This is a genomic window from Rhodoferax ferrireducens, from assembly GCF_031458075.1.
Taxonomy (GTDB): Bacteria; Pseudomonadota; Gammaproteobacteria; order Burkholderiales; family Burkholderiaceae_C; genus Rhodoferax_B; species Rhodoferax_B ferrireducens_A.
The window spans coordinates 1,402,580-1,418,749 of record NZ_JAVDXT010000001.1 but is presented as its reverse complement, the minus strand read 5'-3'; the positions used below and the strand labels follow the sequence as shown (position 1 = coordinate 1,418,749).

12 protein-coding genes and 1 riboswitch are annotated in these 16,170 nt (G+C 64.2%); of the genes, 8 read left to right on the top strand and 4 right to left on the bottom strand.

The window, feature by feature from the left end; translation table 11 throughout:
- The first annotated feature begins 23 nt into the window (after positions 1-23).
- The 3 genes from J2X19_RS06650 to J2X19_RS06640 all read left to right on the top strand — a co-directional run bounded on the left by J2X19_RS06650 (position 24) and on the right by J2X19_RS06640 (position 4,286).
- Positions 24-2,618 carry a circularly permuted type 2 ATP-grasp protein gene (locus tag J2X19_RS06650; RefSeq protein WP_310371746.1) on the top strand — a complete coding sequence of 865 codons (2,595 nt, stop codon included), beginning with the start codon at positions 24-26 and terminating at the stop codon, positions 2,616-2,618.
- A 92-nt stretch (positions 2,619-2,710) separates the two neighbouring features.
- Positions 2,711-3,727, top strand: coding sequence for a transglutaminase family protein (locus J2X19_RS06645; protein ID WP_310371744.1), 1,017 nt, complete (start codon positions 2,711-2,713; stop codon positions 3,725-3,727).
- 100 nt (positions 3,728-3,827) lie between these two features.
- Positions 3,828-4,286 (top strand): RidA family protein, encoded by a 459-nt coding sequence (locus J2X19_RS06640; RefSeq protein WP_116608698.1) that lies wholly within the window; start codon positions 3,828-3,830, stop codon positions 4,284-4,286.
- A 39-nt stretch (positions 4,287-4,325) separates the two neighbouring features.
- Here the strand turns inward: J2X19_RS06640 and J2X19_RS06635 are convergent, their stop codons facing one another.
- The 4 genes from J2X19_RS06635 to J2X19_RS06620 all read right to left on the bottom strand — a co-directional run bounded on the left by J2X19_RS06635 (position 4,326) and on the right by J2X19_RS06620 (position 11,546).
- Positions 4,326-6,119, bottom strand: a complete 1,794-nt coding sequence (locus J2X19_RS06635; RefSeq protein ID WP_310371742.1) for a methyl-accepting chemotaxis protein — start codon at positions 6,117-6,119, stop codon at positions 4,326-4,328.
- Positions 6,120-6,214: 95 nt separating this feature from the next.
- Positions 6,215-8,647: a DNA topoisomerase IV subunit A gene (parC, locus tag J2X19_RS06630; RefSeq protein ID WP_310371740.1), complete on the bottom strand. Its 2,433-nt coding sequence runs from the start codon at positions 8,645-8,647 to the stop codon at positions 6,215-6,217.
- A 90-nt stretch (positions 8,648-8,737) separates the two neighbouring features.
- Positions 8,738-9,535: a lytic transglycosylase domain-containing protein gene (locus tag J2X19_RS06625; RefSeq protein ID WP_310371738.1), complete on the bottom strand. Its 798-nt coding sequence runs from the start codon at positions 9,533-9,535 to the stop codon at positions 8,738-8,740.
- A 34-nt stretch (positions 9,536-9,569) separates the two neighbouring features.
- Positions 9,570-11,546, bottom strand: a complete 1,977-nt coding sequence (locus J2X19_RS06620; RefSeq protein ID WP_310371736.1) for a DNA topoisomerase IV subunit B — start codon at positions 11,544-11,546, stop codon at positions 9,570-9,572.
- Positions 11,547-11,636: 90 nt separating this feature from the next.
- On the opposite strand from J2X19_RS06620, the gene J2X19_RS06615 reads away from it, so the two are divergent.
- From J2X19_RS06615 to J2X19_RS06595, 5 genes are all read left to right on the top strand, one after another.
- Positions 11,637-12,860 carry an MFS transporter gene (locus J2X19_RS06615; protein ID WP_310371734.1) on the top strand — a complete coding sequence of 408 codons (1,224 nt, stop codon included), beginning with the start codon at positions 11,637-11,639 and terminating at the stop codon, positions 12,858-12,860.
- Positions 12,861-12,864: 4 nt separating this feature from the next.
- Positions 12,865-12,990: a hypothetical protein gene (locus J2X19_RS06610; protein WP_310371732.1), complete on the top strand. Its 126-nt coding sequence runs from the start codon at positions 12,865-12,867 to the stop codon at positions 12,988-12,990.
- A 156-nt stretch (positions 12,991-13,146) separates the two neighbouring features.
- Entirely contained in the window at positions 13,147-14,028 is an 882-nt protein-coding gene (dapA, locus tag J2X19_RS06605; protein WP_116608704.1) for a 4-hydroxy-tetrahydrodipicolinate synthase, read from the top strand.
- A gap of 31 nt (positions 14,029-14,059) precedes the next feature.
- Complete coding sequence (bamC, locus tag J2X19_RS06600) at positions 14,060-15,145, top strand: outer membrane protein assembly factor BamC (RefSeq protein WP_405048622.1); 1,086 nt, start codon at positions 14,060-14,062, stop codon at positions 15,143-15,145.
- Positions 15,146-15,159: 14 nt separating this feature from the next.
- A complete protein-coding gene (locus tag J2X19_RS06595) occupies positions 15,160-15,942 on the top strand; it encodes an MBL fold metallo-hydrolase (protein WP_310371729.1) in 783 nt (260 codons plus the stop codon).
- Between the two features lie 39 nt (positions 15,943-15,981).
- Positions 15,982-16,170, top strand: a riboswitch (yybP-ykoY riboswitch).

Genomic DNA, 16,170 nt, shown 5'->3' with positions numbered 1-16,170 from the left:
ACCTGAACCTACCCCCTTTTCAAATGCCGCCCTCGGAGGACCCCCGCGCGCTCGCCTTGGCGCTGGCCCGGCCGGCCATGGCCGGGCATTTTGACGAGCTGCTGGGCCAGTCGCGGCCAGCCGATACCTGGCTGCTGCCCAAGCCGCCGGCCGAACGCACACCGCTAGCCCCCGAATGGAACCAGTTCTTTGAACACCTGGGTGCCAGCGGCTTTGCAGACCTGAACCACCGCACCGAGCAACTGCAGCGCCAAATCCATGACAACGGCGTGACCTACAACGTCTACGCCGATGCCGACAACCCGCAGCGGCCCTGGTCGCTGGACCTGTTCCCGCTGATCGTCTCGCCCGAAAGCTGGAAAAAAATCGAAACCGGTGTGCTGCAGCGGGTGCAGGTGCTCGACCGGGTGCTGGCCGATATTTACGGGCCGCAGCAGCTGCTGGCGCGCGGCTTGCTGCCGCCCGCCCTGGTGCAAGGCCACCCCGGCTATCTGCGCCCCATGCACGGCGTGCAACCCCTGGGCAGCACGCATCTGCACGTCACCGCTTTCGATCTGGCCCGCGGACCCGATGGCAACTGGTGGGTGGTGTCGCAGCGTACCCAAGCCCCGTCCGGGCTCGGCTATCTGCTGGAAAACCGGCTGTCGATCTCGCGGCTGTTCCCGCAGGCTTTCGAATCCATGCACATCCAGCGCCTGGCGGCGACCTACCGGGCCCTGGTGGATGGACTCAAGCGCATGAGCCCGGCCGGCCAGGATGCGCACATTGCGTTGCTGACCCCCGGCCCATACAACGAAACCTATTTCGAGCACGCCTACCTGGCCCGCTACCTGGGCCTGACCCTGGTGGAAGGTAGCGACCTGACGGTGCGCGACCAGCGCCTGTACCTGAAGACATTGAAGGGCCTGGAGCCAGTGCACGGCCTGCTCAAGCGCCTGGACGATCAGTTCCTGGACCCGCTGGAGCTGCGGCCCGACTCGCGCCTGGGGGTTCCCGGCCTGATGCAGGTGGTCCGCGCCGGCAATCTGGTGATGGCGAATCCGCCGGGCTCGGCCTTCCTGGAGTCCCCGGCGCTGCTGGGCTTTCTGCCGGCTTTGTCCCGGCACTTGCTGAACCAGGAACTGCTGCTGCCCGCCCTGCCCACCTGGTGGTGCGGCGAACGCGCAGCGTCCGAAGCCGCCCTGCCCGAGCTGGCCAACTGCGTGATCAAGCCAACCTACCAGGGTGCGGCCAGCCGCCAGGCTTTTGACGCGATACTGGGCCGCACGCTGTCGCGCCGCGAACTCGACGAATGGGCGGGCCGCATTCTGCGCCAGGGCGACGAATACACGGTGCAAGCCTATCTGCCGCTGTCGCAAATGCCGACCTGGAGCGCCCAGCCGAACCAGCCGGCGCGCATCGCCCCGCGCTCGATGATGCTGCGTGTGTTCGCGGTGTCCGACGGGCCGCAGTCCTGGCGGGTATTGCCCGGCGGACTGGCGCGCATGGTCAATGTGCGCGACAGCGTGGCGTCCATGCAGCGCGGCGGCAGCAGCGCCGACGTCTGGGTGCAAACCCAGGGTGAGGTTGACCGCACCACCTTGCTGCAGGCCAGCCTGTCACCCGAGCTGGTGACCCGGCGCAGCCACCGCGTTACCAGCCGCGCCGCCGAAAACCTATTCTGGCTGGGCCGCTATGCCGAGCGCACTGAAAACAGCCTGCGCCTGGCCCGCGTCACTCTGGAGGGCCTGGGCGGCGAAGACCAGACCTCCACGCCTTTCCTGGTCTGGCTGCACGATATGGCCACGCGCCACGGCCTGGTGCTGGCAGCCGTGCCCTCGCCGCTGCAAGCGCGCCGGGTGTTCGAGCGCTCGCTGATCGCCGGCCTGGCCGACCCGGCCGCCGTGCCCAGCGTGGGCTACAACCTGCGCGCCATCAAGCAATCGGCCGCCACCCTGCGCGAGCGCCTGTCGCAAGAGCACTGGAACGTGATCGTGCGTGCCGAAGACAAGTTCTTCAGCCGCTGCGCCAAGAATGCCAAGGACGGAGACTTCTCGCCCATGGAAGCACTGCGCGTGCTGGAAGCCACCAGCACCCACCTGGCCGCCATGACTGGCGCCCAGACCGACCGCATGACCCGCGACGACGGCTGGCGCCTGCTCAGCATCGGCCGGCATATCGAGCGCCTGGGCTTCTTGTCCACCGCCCTGGCGCGCGGCTTCAAGGCCGGCTCGCTGGCCAATACCGGCGGCTTCGAGGCCATGGTGGCGCTGTTCGACAGCACCATCACCTTCCATTCGCAATACCAGCAAAGCCGCGATGTGGCAGCACTGGTCGACCTGCTGGTGCTGGACCGCGACAACCCGCGCTCACTGGCCTGGGTCGCGCATACCTTGCGCGGCCGGCTGGCCAAGCTGGCGGGCAGCCCGCCCGGCGAGCTCAGCCCCATGTCGAACCGGGTGCTGTCGCCCGCCGACTGGGACCTGGCCGAACTCTGCAGCGTGGACGCCCAGGGTAACTACCGGGTGCTGACCGACCTGCTGGCGCAGTGCACGCAATGCGCGTATGCGGTGTCCGACGAAATCAGCGCCACCTACTTCACCCATTCACGGGACGCCAAGAAGAGCCTGGGGGCCTGAGTTTCAGCTTGCGCAGCACCCGGAGAATCCGGTTAAACGGCCGCTGGCCCGGCCTGCGGGCGCTGCGCAAGTCGTGTTAAGGTTGGTTTGCCATGCAGCTAGAAATCACCCACGAAACCCATTACGCCTACCAGCCTGCGGTGGAAACCGCCCAGCATGTGGCGCATCTGCGCCCGCCCAGCACGGCCCACCAGCAGCTGCTGAGCCACACACTGAAGATCGGCCCCACACCCAGCCAGCTGACCCAGTCGCTCGACGTCTACGGCAACCTGTGTTCGTTCTTTTCGCTGCAGGCAGTGCACGAACACCTGAGCGTGGTCGCCCGCAGCCTGGTCCGCACCAGCGAGCCCATCTGGGCCCAGAGCACCCTGACCTGGGAGCAGGTGCGCGAACGCTTTCGCTACCAGGCCGGCGCCCAATTCAACGCTGCCTCCGAATTTGTATTTGCCTCGCCCTATGTACCGCGCCACCCCGACTTTGTGGCCTACGCCCGGCCCAGCTTCGGCCCCGGTGTGCCCTTGCTGGCGGCAGCCCAGAACCTGATGGAGCGCATCTACACCGACTTCACCTACTCGTCGGAAAGCACCGAGGTCAACACCCCGGCCGTCGAAGCCCTGGCGCTGCGCAAGGGCGTGTGCCAGGACTTCGCCCACATCATGGTCGCCTGCCTGCGCGCCATGGGTTTGCCGGCCCGCTATGTCAGCGGCTATTTGCTGACCCACCCGGCGCCAGGTCAGCCCCGGCTGATCGGCAGCGATGCCTCGCACGCCTGGGCCTCGGTCTATGTGCCGGACCAGAGCGGTGACCTGGGTTGGTGCGACTTCGACCCGACCAATAACCGCACCCCGGGCGAAGACTATGTAACCCTGGCCACCGGGCGCGACTATTCCGATGTATCGCCCATGCGTGGCGTGATCCACGGCGGCGCCAGCCACACCCTGAGCGTGGCTGTTACGGTGATGCCGTTGGAGCCTGCCATTGCTGCACCGGAGCGCCCGGACGATGCCAGCCAAAGCCAGCGCAGCAGTGGTGCATCCCCATCTCAATCCCAAAGCCAAAGCCAAAGCCAAGCCAGCAACTGGTCGCCACCGCCGATGCAGTGGCAATAGGCTACGAATAGGCGCGGCTGGCAGTTACTATCAAAATAGTAGCTGCTTGCGCAATACCCCTATGCGGCAACCGCCGTTTTTATCTATAAAAGGAATCGCCATGGACGTGTACGCCAAACTCAAAGAACTGAATATCACCCTGCCACCGGTGGCGGTACCCGTGGCGGCCTATGTGCCGTTTGTGCGCACCGGCAACCTGGTGTTCCTCAGCGGCCACGTGGCCAAGAAAGACGGCAAACCCTGGGTTGGCCAATTCGGCAAAGACATGACGACCGCCGAAGGCCCGGCCGCAGCCCGCGCCATCGCCATCGACCTGCTGGGCACTTTGCACGCCGCTGTCGGCGACCTGAACAAGATCACCCGCATCGTCAAGCTCATGTCCCTGGTCAATTCCACGTCCGATTACACCGAGCAGCACCTGGTAACCAATGGCGCCAGCGAGCTGTTCGCCGAGGTGTTTGGCAAAGACGTAGGCGCCCATGCGCGCAGCGCCTTCGGCGTATCCCAAGTGCCTATGGGCTGCTGCGTGGAAATCGACCTGATCGCCGAAGTCGGCTAAGCAGCCCACTCCAGCGATCCGCTTAAACCAGCGGGTTTCTTAAAAGCTTTCCCACTCGCCTTCGCCCCCGGCGGGGGCGGCAGCGGGTTTAGCCTTGGCCGCCGGTGCCGCGAGCGAACGGGCCACGGGGCCGCTTGCAGCTGGCCGCGCTGGGGCAGCGACCGGGGTGCGTTTGACCGCCGCCACCGGCGCATGTTTTACGGCCGGAGCCGCAACCGGCCTGGCCACGGGTGCAACCGCCTTCTTCACGCTAGACGCAGGCCGGTGGACCGGCGTGGTATGCAGCGAGCCGTGGACCTTGAACACCGACACCGCCGCAGCCAACTGGGTGGCCTGCTCGCGCATGCTGCTGGCGGCAGCCGCGCTTTCCTCGACCAGGGCCGAGTTCTGCTGCGTCATCTGGTCCAGGTTCACCACCGCACGGTTGATCTCGCCGATGCCCGAGCTTTGCTCGGTGGCGGCGGCGGAAATCTCACCCACGATATCGGTCACGCGCTTGACCGACTGCATGATGTCGGTCATGGTGGTACCGGCTTCGGCCACCAGCCGGGCACCGGACTCGACCTTTTCCACCGAGGTGCCGATCAAGCCCTTGATCTCCTTGGCCGCCTGGGCGCTGCGCTGCGCGAGGCTGCGCACCTCGCTGGCGACCACCGCAAAGCCCCGGCCCTGCTCACCCGCGCGGGCGGCTTCCACGGCGGCATTCAGCGCCAGGATATTGGTCTGGAAGGCAATGCCGTCGATCACGCCAATGATGTCCGAAATCTTGGTGCTGCTGGCGTTGATCTCTTCCATGGTGACCACCACCTGCTTGACCACATCGCCGCCCTTTTGCGCCACGCTGGAAGCGCTGGCCGCGAGAGTACTGGCCTGGTGGGCGTTGTCGGCGCTCTGGCGCACGGTCTGGGTCAGGTTGTCCATGGACGCCGCGGTTTGCTGCAGGTTGCTGGCGGTCTGCTCGGTGCGTGCTGCCAGGTCGTTGTTGCCGCTGGCAATCTCGGCGCTGGCGGTAGCAATGCTGTCGGTACTCTCGCGCACCTGGTGCACCATGCGCCCCAGCGAACTGCTCATGGTGCTCAGGGAACGCAGCAGATCACCAAACTCGTCTTTGCGCGCCGACTGCAATTGCATGCTGAGATCGCCCTCGGCAATCAGTGCCGCAGCCGAATTGGCCTGCTCTAATGGCTGCTGGATGCTGCGGATCAGCCAGTAGGCGCCCGCCAGCACGCACAGCACCAGCAGCGCCAGCCCCACGCTCACCACATTGAACAGCAGGGCACGGCCAGCCTGGGCATCGGACTCGGACTGGCGCAAGGACTGCTCCTGCATCTCCACAAACTTGCGCTGCTCGCCCAGGTAGGCAGTGACAGCCGATTTGACTTCGCCTTGCAGCAGCGCCAGGGCTTCCTCGGTCTTGCCATCCTTCTTCAGCTGCTGGGCCCGGGCCCGGCTGTCCAGCACCAGCTTGCGGCTGCTGGCGATTTTCTCCAGCTGTGCCTTGTCGGCGTCACCCAAGGCGCTGTCGGCAATGTTTTTCTGGATTTCCGTGATCTGGGCGCTGGTGGCCGCAGTCGGGTCTTTGAAGGTAGCCGCGACCACCGGGTCGGTGCTCAGCAAGGAGGCTTCGGCCCGCACGGCATTCAGTGCGGTCAGCCCCGACCACTTGGTCGACTGCATGACCCGCTGGACCATGGCACTCTGCGCCGCTGAGCTCTCGGCTTCCAGCTTGCTGAGCCGGAAGCTCACCAAACCGACCAGGACCAACAGCGTCGTGATGATCACCCCAACTGCCAACCAGAGCTTGGCAGCCACCCGCAGATTGCTGAAGTTCATGATTTCTCCTTGTAGTGCACGGAATTTGTCTCTCGACAAATTGTGACAGATTCACACAGGAGAGATCAGCTTATGTATACAAAAGCAAATGCGAATTACTCCAGTCGCAACACGGCATTCGGCTTGAAGCCCAGGTCGGCCAGTTTGCCCTTACGGCCCCGTACGGCGCGCGCATTGTTCAGGCTGCGGATCTCCAGGGTTTCGGTGCGTGGTTTGGCGCCCCGGCCAATGCCGTCGATGCGGATGCTGCGGGTGTAGGCCGCAGCGCCAGCCAGCACGTCTTTGTCTTCCAGATCGATCAGCATCAGGCCGCGGCCACCCTTGGGCTGGTTCTTCAGCTCGGTGATCTCGAAGGTCAGAATCCGTCCGCCGGCCGATGCGCAGGCCACATGGCTTGCCGGTGGCACCGGCTGGCCACCGCCACCACCGCTGGCATGCGACGGCGGGTTCACTGTTTCGCCCTCGCCCACGGTAATAAAGGCCTTGCCGCCTTTTTGGCGCGACAGCATATCGTCCACCGTTGCCAAGAAACCATAGCCGCCCGAGCTGGACAGCAACAGGGTGGCATTGCCCGGCCCGGCAAAATAATGCGCCACCTGGGTGCCGGTTTCCAGCTCGATCAGCGTGGTCACCGGCTGGCCGTCGCCACGCGCGCCCGGCAGCGACGCCACCGGCACGGTGTAGACCCGGCCGACCTTGTCCTTGGCGGTGCCGAACACCAGCAAGGTATCGACGCTGCGGCATTCAAAGGTGCCGTAGAGCGCGTCACCCGATTTGAAGCTGTACTCGGGCGTGCCATTCGCTGCCCGGTCTTTGGCCCAGCCCTTCTGGGCGCGTACCCAGCCTTTTTGCGACACCACCACGGTGACCGGCTCATCGACCACCTTGACTTCGACCACCGCGCGCTTCTCGGCCTGGATCAGGGTCCGGCGTGCGTCGGCAAACAGCTTGGCGTCGGCTTCGATTTCCTTCACCATCAGGCGGCGCAGCACGGCTGGATTGGCCAGAATGTCTTCCAGCTTGGCCTGCTCTTCGCGCAGGTTTTTCAGCTCCTGCTCGATCTTGATGGCTTCCAGCCGAGCCAGCTGGCGCAGGCGGATTTCCAGAATGTCTTCGGCCTGGATCTCGCTGAGCTTGAAGCGCTCTATCAGCGCCGCCTTGGGCTCGTCGGCCTGGCGGATGATGGCGATCACCTCGTCGATATTCAGCAGCACCAGGTGCCGGCCTTCCAGAATATGGATGCGTGCCAGCACCTTGTCCAGCCGGTGCCGAGAACGGCGCTGCAGGGTGGTCTGGCGGAAGGCAATCCACTCCAGCAACATCTGGCGCATGGCCTTCTGCATGGGACGGCCATCCAGGCCGATCATGGTCAGATTCACCGGCGCCGAGGTCTCCAGGCTGGTGTGGGCCAGCAGCGCGGTGATCAGCTCCTGCTGTTCGATGCGGCTGGTCTTGGGCTCGAACACCAGGCGCACCGCCGCGTCCTTGTTCGACTCGTCGCGCACCACGTCCAACACCGACAGCACCGAGGCCTTCAGCTGCGTCTGCTCCAGGCTCAGAGCCTTCTTGCCGGCCTTGATGCGCGGGTTGGTGAGCTCTTCGATTTCTTCCAGCACGCGCTGGGTGCTGACGCCGGGCGGCAGCTCGTTGACCACCAGCTGCCACTGGCCGCGCGCCAGGTCTTCGATCTTCCAGCGCGCGCGCACTTTCAGCGAGCCGCGGCCGGTACGGTAGGCGTCGGCGATATCGGCGGCACTGCTGATGATCTGGCCACCGCCCGGGTAGTCGGGGCCGGGCACGATGGCAAACAGCTCTTCGTCGATAAGCTGCGGGGTCTTGATCAGCGCCACGCAGGCATCGGCGATCTCGCGCAGGTTGTGGCTGGGGATTTCGGTCGCCAGGCCCACGGCAATGCCGCTGGCGCCATTCAGCAGATTGAACGGCAGGCGCGCCGGCAGCTGCTGCGGCTCTTCGAAAGAGCCGTCGTAATTGGGCACAAAGTCGACCGTGCCTTCGTCCAGCTCGTCGAGCAGCAAGGTGGTGATGCGCGACAACCGGGCTTCGGTATAGCGCATCGCCGCTGCACCGTCACCATCGCGGCTACCGAAGTTGCCCTGGCCGTCAATCAGCGGGTAGCGCTGGCTGAAATCCTGCGCCATGCGCACCATGGCGTCGTAAGCAGCCTGGTCGCCGTGCGGGTGGTATTTGCCCAGCACGTCGCCGACAACACGGGCACTTTTCACCGGCTTGGCACCGGTCGCGCCATTCGCGCCGCCAAAGCCCAGGCCCATGCGCGACATCGCGTACAGGATGCGCCGTTGCACCGGCTTTTGGCCATCAGTCACGTCCGGGATGGCGCGGCCCTTGACCACGCTCAGCGCGTATTCGAGGTAGGCGCGCTGGGCGTAGCTGGCCAGACTCAGGGCGTCATCGCCATCGGCGGCCAGCGGGATGGCTTCATCAACAGGAGGCAGGGGCGGTTCGCCGGGTGGATTGGGAGGCAGGTCCAGTTCGGGTTGGTCGTTCATGGAACAAAAACTTCAGTGCAAAGAATGGGAATGGGAGGCAGCGGCTGGCTGCCGCGCAGACGGATCAGACAGCTGTGCAGAAGATGGGAATCAGGGCAGGCCTACCAGCACAGGTTGGCTGCTGGACGGCATATTGCCGCGACCAACAGCCCCACCAGACAGCTCCATGCGCACCCGGGTGGGCTGGCGCCGCTGTTCCACCGGGGGTTTCAGCCCGTTGTAGAGCTGTAGCACGGTTTTGACGTAGGCCTGGGTTTCCTTGTAATTGGGAATCCGGTTGCCTGCGCGCTGCACCGCGCCTTCGCCAGCGTTATACGAGGCCACGGCCAGGTCCAGCTGGCCGGGGAACATGCGGATCAGGTCGCTCAAATAGCGTGAGCCGATCCGGATATTGGTCTTGGGGTCGGTGAGCTTTTGCTCGATGCTGTTCTTCGGGTCGCCCACCAGGCCATAGCGCTCGGCGGTGGCGGGCATGATCTGCATCAGGCCGACCGCGCCCTTGGGCGATACCGCCGTGCTGTTGAAGCCGGACTCGGCCACGATCAAGGCCTGCAGCAGCTCGTAGTCGATGCTGAGCTTGTTGGAGGCTTCGCGCAAATGGTGCTTCACCAGCTTATAACTGGGCGAAATGTCGAAAAATGCCAGCAGCTTGGGCGGTGCGCCCGGCGTGGCAGGCGTTTGCGAAGCTGCAGCTTTCACGCCCTGGGTGGTGTCAAAGCTTTCGTCCCCCTGGTAGAACAGCTCGTAGCGCTCGTCCACCCGCTCGCTGGCGAAATGGGCGACGCCCTGGGTATCGATATAGCCCCAGACGTCCGCACACGCCCATTGCTGCACTATTAATAGCGCAAAGCCTATACAGAATCTGCGCCAGAGGCCAGTTTTATTCATAAATTTCACGACTTAACCCAGCGCTGCTACGCAGCTAGACATCGATCTCCACCGCATCGCCATGCAGCTCCATCAGTTCCCGGCGCGACGAAGCCTCGCCTTTGCCCATCAGCTTGGTGATCAGGTTCTCGGTTTGTGCGAAGTTAACATTCCCCAGCTGAACCGGCAACAGGCGGCGTGTATCCGGGTTTAACGTGGTGTCCCACAGCTGCTCGGCATTCATCTCGCCCAGGCCCTTGAAGCGGCTGATGCTCCAGGCGCCTTCGCGCACGCCTTCCTTGCGCAGCTTGTCCAGGATCGCGGTCCGTTCGCCTTCATCCAGCGCATAGGCTTTGGACGCGGGCTTCTTGCCGCGCGCCGGCGCATCGACGCGGAACAGCGGTGGCCGGGCCACGTACACATGGCCGGCCTCGATCAGCTTGGGGAAATGGCGGAAGAACAGGGTCAGCAGCAGCACCTGGATGTGCGAGCCGTCCACATCCGCGTCGCTGAGGATGCAGATCTTGCCGTAGCGCAGGCCGCTCAGGTCGGGCGTGTCGTTCGGGCCGTGCGGATCGACGCCAATGGCCACCGAGATGTCGTGGATTTCGGTGTTGGCAAACAGCCGATCGCGCTCGACTTCCCAGGTATTCAGTACCTTGCCGCGCAGCGGCAGGATGGCCTGGCTTTCCTTGTTGCGGCCCATCTTGGCGCTGCCACCGGCGGAATCGCCCTCGACCAGGAACACCTCGTTCTGCGCCAGATCGCGGCTTTCACAGTCGGTGAGCTTGCCGGGCAACACGGCCACGCCCGAGCCCTTGCGCTTCTCGACCTTCTGCCCGGCTTTCTGCCGGTACTGGGCGGCCTTGATGGCCAGTTCGGCCAGCTTCTTGCCGTATTCCACATGGTGGTTCAGCCACAGCTCCAGCGCCGGCCGCACAAAGCTGGACACCAGGCGCACTGCATCGCGCGAATTCAGCCGTTCCTTGATCTGGCCCTGGAATTGCGGGTCCAGCACCTTGGCACTGAGCACAAAGCTGGCGCGGGCGAATACGTCTTCGGGCAGCAGCTTGACGCCTTTGGGCAGCAGCGAATGCAACTCGATGAAGCTCTTTACCGCGGTGAACAGGCCATCGCGCAGGCCCAGCTCGTGGGTGCCGCCCACTGTAGTGGGAATCAGGTTCACATAGCTTTCGCGCACCGGTGCGCCATCTTCGGTAAAGGCCACGCACCACTGCGCACCCTCGCCTTCGGCGAAGGTTTCATGGCCGTTGTCGGCAAAGCCCTCGCCCTCGAACATCGGGATCACCAGCTCGCCGTTCAGGGTCTGGGTCAGGTAGTCGCGCAGGCCGCCCTTGTACAACCAGGTCTGCACGTCCTTGGTTTTCTCGATGGTCAGGGTGACGGTGACGCCGGGCATCAGCACGGCCTTGCTGCGCAGCAAGTGGGTGAGTTCGGCCATGGGCAAGGCCACGGCTTCGAAGTATTTGGGGTCGGGCCAGACGCGCACGCTGGTGCCGGATTTACGGTCGCCGGCCTCGGCCTTGCGCACCTGCAGCGGTTCAACCACGTCGCCGCCCGCAAACACCAGCTTGGCGGCCGAGCCTTCGCGGTAGGAGGTGGCCTCCAGCCGCAGCGCCAGCGCATTCGTCACGCTAACGCCCACGCCGTGCAGGCCGCCGGAGAAGCTGTAGGCGCCGCCTTTGCCCTTGTCGAACTTGCCGCCCGCGTGCAATCGGGTGAACACCAGCTCGATCACCGGGGCGTTTTCTTCGGGGTGCATGCCGAACGGGATGCCGCGGCCTTCGTCTTCGATGCCGACCGAGCCGTCAACGAACAAGGTCACGCGGATCTTCTTGCCATGGCCAGCCAAGGCCTCATCGGCCGCGTTGTCCAGCACTTCCTGGATCACGTGCAAGGGGTTGTCGGTGCGGGTGTACATGCCCGGGCGCTGCTTGACAGGCTCCAGGCCTTTCAGTACGCGGATCGAGCTTTCGGAATATGCAGGGGTAACGGGGTTTTGGGTTGCCATAGGCGCGGATTGTAGTGGTTTGGCGCAGCAAACACTGGATGCAACCACAGCTCTACCGCCTATAGCCGGCAAATTGGCTACAGTCCAAGGATGAACCGCCCCTCCTCCACTCTTTCACTCCCCCAACTGCTGCTCTGCGGCGGTGCCATCGTCACGCTGTCCATGGGCATACGCCACGGCTTTGGCCTGTGGCTGCAGCCCATCACCCAGGCCCAGGGCTGGACCCGCGAAACCTTCGCCTTTGCGATTGCTATCCAGAACCTGGCCTGGGGCATCAGCGGCGTGTTTGCCGGCATGCTGGCCGACAAGCTGGGCGCCTTCCGCGTGATGGTCGCCGGCGCCGTGCTGTACGCCCTGGGCCTGGTCGGCATGGCCTATGCGCCCACGCCATTCCTGTTTACGCTGAGTGCCGGCGTATTGCTGGGCATGGCCCAGGCCGGCACCACCTATGCGGTGGTCTACGGCGTGATCGGGCGCAATGTAGCGGCCGACAAGCGCTCCTGGGCCATGGGCATCGCCGCGGCGGCGGGCTCGTTCGGTCAGTTTCTGATGGTGCCGACCGAAGGCCTGTTGATCAGCCAGCTGGGCTGGCAGCAGGCGCTGGTGGTGCTGGGCGCCGCCGCGATGCTGATCGTGCCGCTGGCTTGGGGCCTGCGCGAACCGAATTTTGGCTCTGGCCAGCCGGTGCGGCGCGAACAAACGATTGGCGAAGCCCTGAAAGAGGCCTTCAAGTACCCCAGCTTCCAGCTGCTGATGGCCGGCTATTTCGTCTGCGGTTTCCAGGTGGTGTTCATCGGCGTGCACATGCCCAGCTATCTGCGCGACAAGGGTTTGTCGCCCCAGGTGGCCAGCTACGCGCTGGCGCTGATCGGCCTGTTCAACGTGTTCGGCACCTACGCCGCCGGCTCGCTGGGCCAGCGCATGCAGAAAAAGAACATCCTGGCCTTCATCTACTTTGCCCGGGCGGTGGTGATCAGCGTCTTCCTGCTGGCGCCGCTGTCGCCCACCAGCGTCTACATCTTTGCCGCGACCATGGGCGTGCTCTGGCTGTCCACCGTGCCGCCGACGAATGCGGCGCTGGCCCAGATTTTCGGCATCCAGCATATGTCGATGCTGAGCGGCTTTGTGTTCCTGAGCCACCAAGTCGGCTCGTTCATGGGCGTCTGGCTGGGCGGCTTCCTGTACGACCGCAACGGTAATTACGATCTGGTCTGGTACATCGCAATTGCCCTGGGAGTATTCGCCGGGCTGGTGAATCTGCCGGTCAAGGAAGCGCCGATCCAGCGCACGCGCACGGCGCCGCAGCCGGCCTGACAGCATGCACCGCGCCACCAAACCCCTACTCTGGTGTGTCGCCCTGGCGGCGCTCGCCGGCGTCTTTGCACTCTATACCCGGCCCGAGTTCCTGGTGGCGCTGGCCGATCAGCTATGGGCTTGTTTTTGAACAAAATCCGCCTCCAGCGCACTATCTATTTGCGCAAGCAGCTATTAAATTCATAGCAACCCAGTCTTTCAGTGCCATTTTTGAACGTAAAGGCCTATCGAATACCCGATACACGCTCTCGTTAGAATGGCCGTTTTCCCGTTTGAGACTGCGGACATGACACCCATTACCGGCAGCATCGTGGCGCTTGTAACGCCCATGCTTGAAGACGGCAGCGTGGACTACCCCACCCTGCGCACATTGATCGACTGGCATATCGCCGAGGGCACAGACTGCATAGGCGTGGTCGGCACCACTGGCGAATCGCCGACGGTCAACATCGAAGAGCATTGCGAGATCATCCGCGTGTCGGTCGAGCAGGCCAAAGGCCGGGTGCCCATCATGGCCGGCTGCGGCGCCAATTCCACCTCCGAAGCCATCGAGCTCACCCGCTTCGCCAAGAGCGTGGGCGCCGACTGCCATCTGCAGGTCGTACCCTACTACAACAAGCCCACGCAAGAAGGCCAGTACCAACACTTCAAGGCCATCGCCGAAGCGGTGGACCTGCCCATGGTGCTGTACAACGTCCCCGGCCGCTCGGTCGCCGATATGCTGCACGACACCGTGCTGCGCCTGGCCCAGGTGCCCGGCATCGTCGGCATCAAGGAAGCCACCGGCAACATCGAGCGCGCACAGTGGCTGATCCGCGATGTGCCCCAGGGTTTTGCCGTGTACTCGGGCGATGACCCGACCGCCGTGGCCCTGATGCTGTGCGGCGGCCAGGGCAATATCAGCGTCACCGCCAATGTGGCGCCGCGCCTGATGCACGAACTCTGCGTGGCCGCGATTGCCGGCAATGTACGCCGCGCCATGGAAATCCAGCGCCAGTTGATGCCGGTGCACAAAAACCTGTTTGTCGAAGCCAACCCGATCCCAGTGAAATGGGCGATGGCCGAAATGGGCCTGTGCGGCCCGGCGCTGCGCCTGCCGATGACCCAGCTGTCCACCCACCTCCATGCCACCGTCAAAGACGCGCTGCGCAGCGGCGGCCTGGTCTAAACACACTTTTTAGGAACGCTACGTGAACCATATTGCAAAAGCTGGATTGAAAGTTGGATTGCTGGGATTGACGCTGACTCTCGGCGCCTGCTCGATCATGGACGGCGAGAAAATCGACTACAAAAGTGCGGGTGCCAAAACCGGCCCGTCACTCGACGTGCCCCCCGACCTGACGCAGCTGACCCGTGACTCGCGCTATGTGGTGCCCGGCGCGCCTATCACCGCCAGCAACTACAAAGTAGGCCAGGTCGCAGCCGCAACGCCCACTGCCGCCTCTTCCCTGGGCGACATCCGCATTGAACGCGCAGGCACGCAGCGCTGGCTGGTCATCAACCGTCCGGCCGACCAGCTGTGGGGGCCCGTACGCGACTTCTGGCAACAGAACGGCTTCTTGCTGACCGAAGACCAGGCCAGCCTGGGCATCATGGAAACCGACTGGGCCGAAAACCGCGCCAAGCTGCCGCAGGACATCATCCGCAGCACCCTCGGCAAGGTGTTTGAGTCGCTGTACTCCACCGGCGAACGCGACAAGTTCCGCACCCGGCTGGAGCGCAATGCATCCGGCGGCACCGAAATCTACATCAGCCACCGCGGCATGATCGAGGTCTACACCAACCAGGCCAAGGACCAGACTATCTGGCAACCGCGCCCCACCGACCCCGAACTGGAAGTCGAATTCCTGCGCCGCCTGATGCTCAAGCTCGGCGTGCCTAGCGACGATGTGAAGACCGCGCTGCTGCCCGAAACCGCCAAATCCGGCGCCCGCGCGACCACCATCAACAACCAGCCCGTCGTGCAAATGGACGACGGCTTCGACCGCGCCTGGCGCCGTGTCGGCCTGACCCTGGACCGCACAGGCTTCACCGTGGAAGACCGCGACCGCAGCAAAGGCACCTACTTCGTGCGCTATGTGGCGCCGAATGCGGACAAGAAGGAACCCGGTTTCTTCAGCAAGCTGTTCAGCAAGGAAAACGCCACACCACCGCTGCAGTACCGCATCGCCGTGGTCAGCGCAGGCGAATCCACCACCGTCTCGGTGCTGAATGCCAGCGGCGCCCCCGAGTCGTCGGCCAATGCCCAGCGCATCGTCAAGATCATCGCCGACGATCTGAAGTAAGAGCTGCTTTCCAGGTGCTGCGCTTCAAAAGCCTGGGCAGTGGCAGCGCGGGCAACGGCACTGTGGTGGAAACCCAGCACGGCGGCCAAACCACCCGCCTACTGGTCGATTGCGGCTTCGGCCAGAAGCAGCTTGACCAGCGGCTGGCGCTGGCGGGCCTGCAGGCCTCACAGATCGATGCCATCTTCATTACCCATGAACACGGCGACCACGTCGGCTGCGCGCCGCAATGGGCGCTGCGGCACCGCATCCCGGTGTGGATGAGCCACGGCACGCAAGCCGCCATCGGCCCGCACGACTGGGATGGCTTGCTCCACATTGCCCGCGACACCAGCGCGATCGAGGTGGGCGGCCTGCAGCTGATGCCGTTCACCGTGCCACACGATGCACGCGAGCCACTGCAGCTGTGCTGCCGCAGCGGTGATGCCCAGCTGGGCATACTCACCGACCTGGGCCACGCCACACCCCATGTGCTGGAACAACTCATGGGCTGCCAGGCCATGCTGCTGGAATGCAACCACGACACCGAGCTACTGGCCGCATCGCGCTACCCCGCCTTCTTAAAGCAACGCGTGGGCGGCATGTACGGCCACCTGGCCAACCAGGCTGCTGCTGAAATCGCCCAAACCCTGGTGGGCGGTGGCCTGCGCCACATCATGGCCGCGCACCTGAGCGAGCAGAACAACCGACCTGAACTGGCGCTGGCGGCCCTGGCCGAGGCGGCGGTTTGCAGCGGACTGACCTTGGGCGTCGCAGATGCCGCCACGGGCACCGACTGGCTGGCGGTCGCAGTTTAGAGAGACGCACCCTGGTAATTACCCTAGGATTTTGGGTTATCATTGCCGGGTCACTGGGGAGTAGCCGCCCGTCTCAAGACGGGGCTTGCATCAACATACTTGGCCGCAAGGCTATGGTGCAAGCGGTTCATATTGAAAGCTTGGCAAGACCTTTGACCATAATGCCTTCGGAATGGCCGGGGAGCGTTGTGGTCAATCGTTTTGGATTCCGGCCAATACAAAGAACCC

What these genes read in the sequence shown, in the direction of transcription:
- J2X19_RS06650 (WP_310371746.1), top strand. Translation starts at nt 24, where the DNA reads ATGCCGCCCTCGGAGGACCCCCGCGCGCTCGCCTTGGCGCTGGCCCGG.
- J2X19_RS06645 (WP_310371744.1), top strand. Translation starts at nt 2,711, where the DNA reads ATGCAGCTAGAAATCACCCACGAAACCCATTACGCCTACCAGCCTGCG.
- J2X19_RS06640 (WP_116608698.1), top strand. Translation starts at nt 3,828, where the DNA reads ATGGACGTGTACGCCAAACTCAAAGAACTGAATATCACCCTGCCACCG.
- J2X19_RS06635 (WP_310371742.1), bottom strand. Translation starts at nt 6,119, where the DNA reads ATGAACTTCAGCAATCTGCGGGTGGCTGCCAAGCTCTGGTTGGCAGTT.
- parC (WP_310371740.1), bottom strand. Translation starts at nt 8,647, where the DNA reads ATGAACGACCAACCCGAACTGGACCTGCCTCCCAATCCACCCGGCGAA.
- J2X19_RS06625 (WP_310371738.1), bottom strand. Translation starts at nt 9,535, where the DNA reads ATGAATAAAACTGGCCTCTGGCGCAGATTCTGTATAGGCTTTGCGCTA.
- J2X19_RS06620 (WP_310371736.1), bottom strand. Translation starts at nt 11,546, where the DNA reads ATGGCAACCCAAAACCCCGTTACCCCTGCATATTCCGAAAGCTCGATC.
- J2X19_RS06615 (WP_310371734.1), top strand. Translation starts at nt 11,637, where the DNA reads ATGAACCGCCCCTCCTCCACTCTTTCACTCCCCCAACTGCTGCTCTGC.
- J2X19_RS06610 (WP_310371732.1), top strand. Translation starts at nt 12,865, where the DNA reads ATGCACCGCGCCACCAAACCCCTACTCTGGTGTGTCGCCCTGGCGGCG.
- dapA (WP_116608704.1), top strand. Translation starts at nt 13,147, where the DNA reads ATGACACCCATTACCGGCAGCATCGTGGCGCTTGTAACGCCCATGCTT.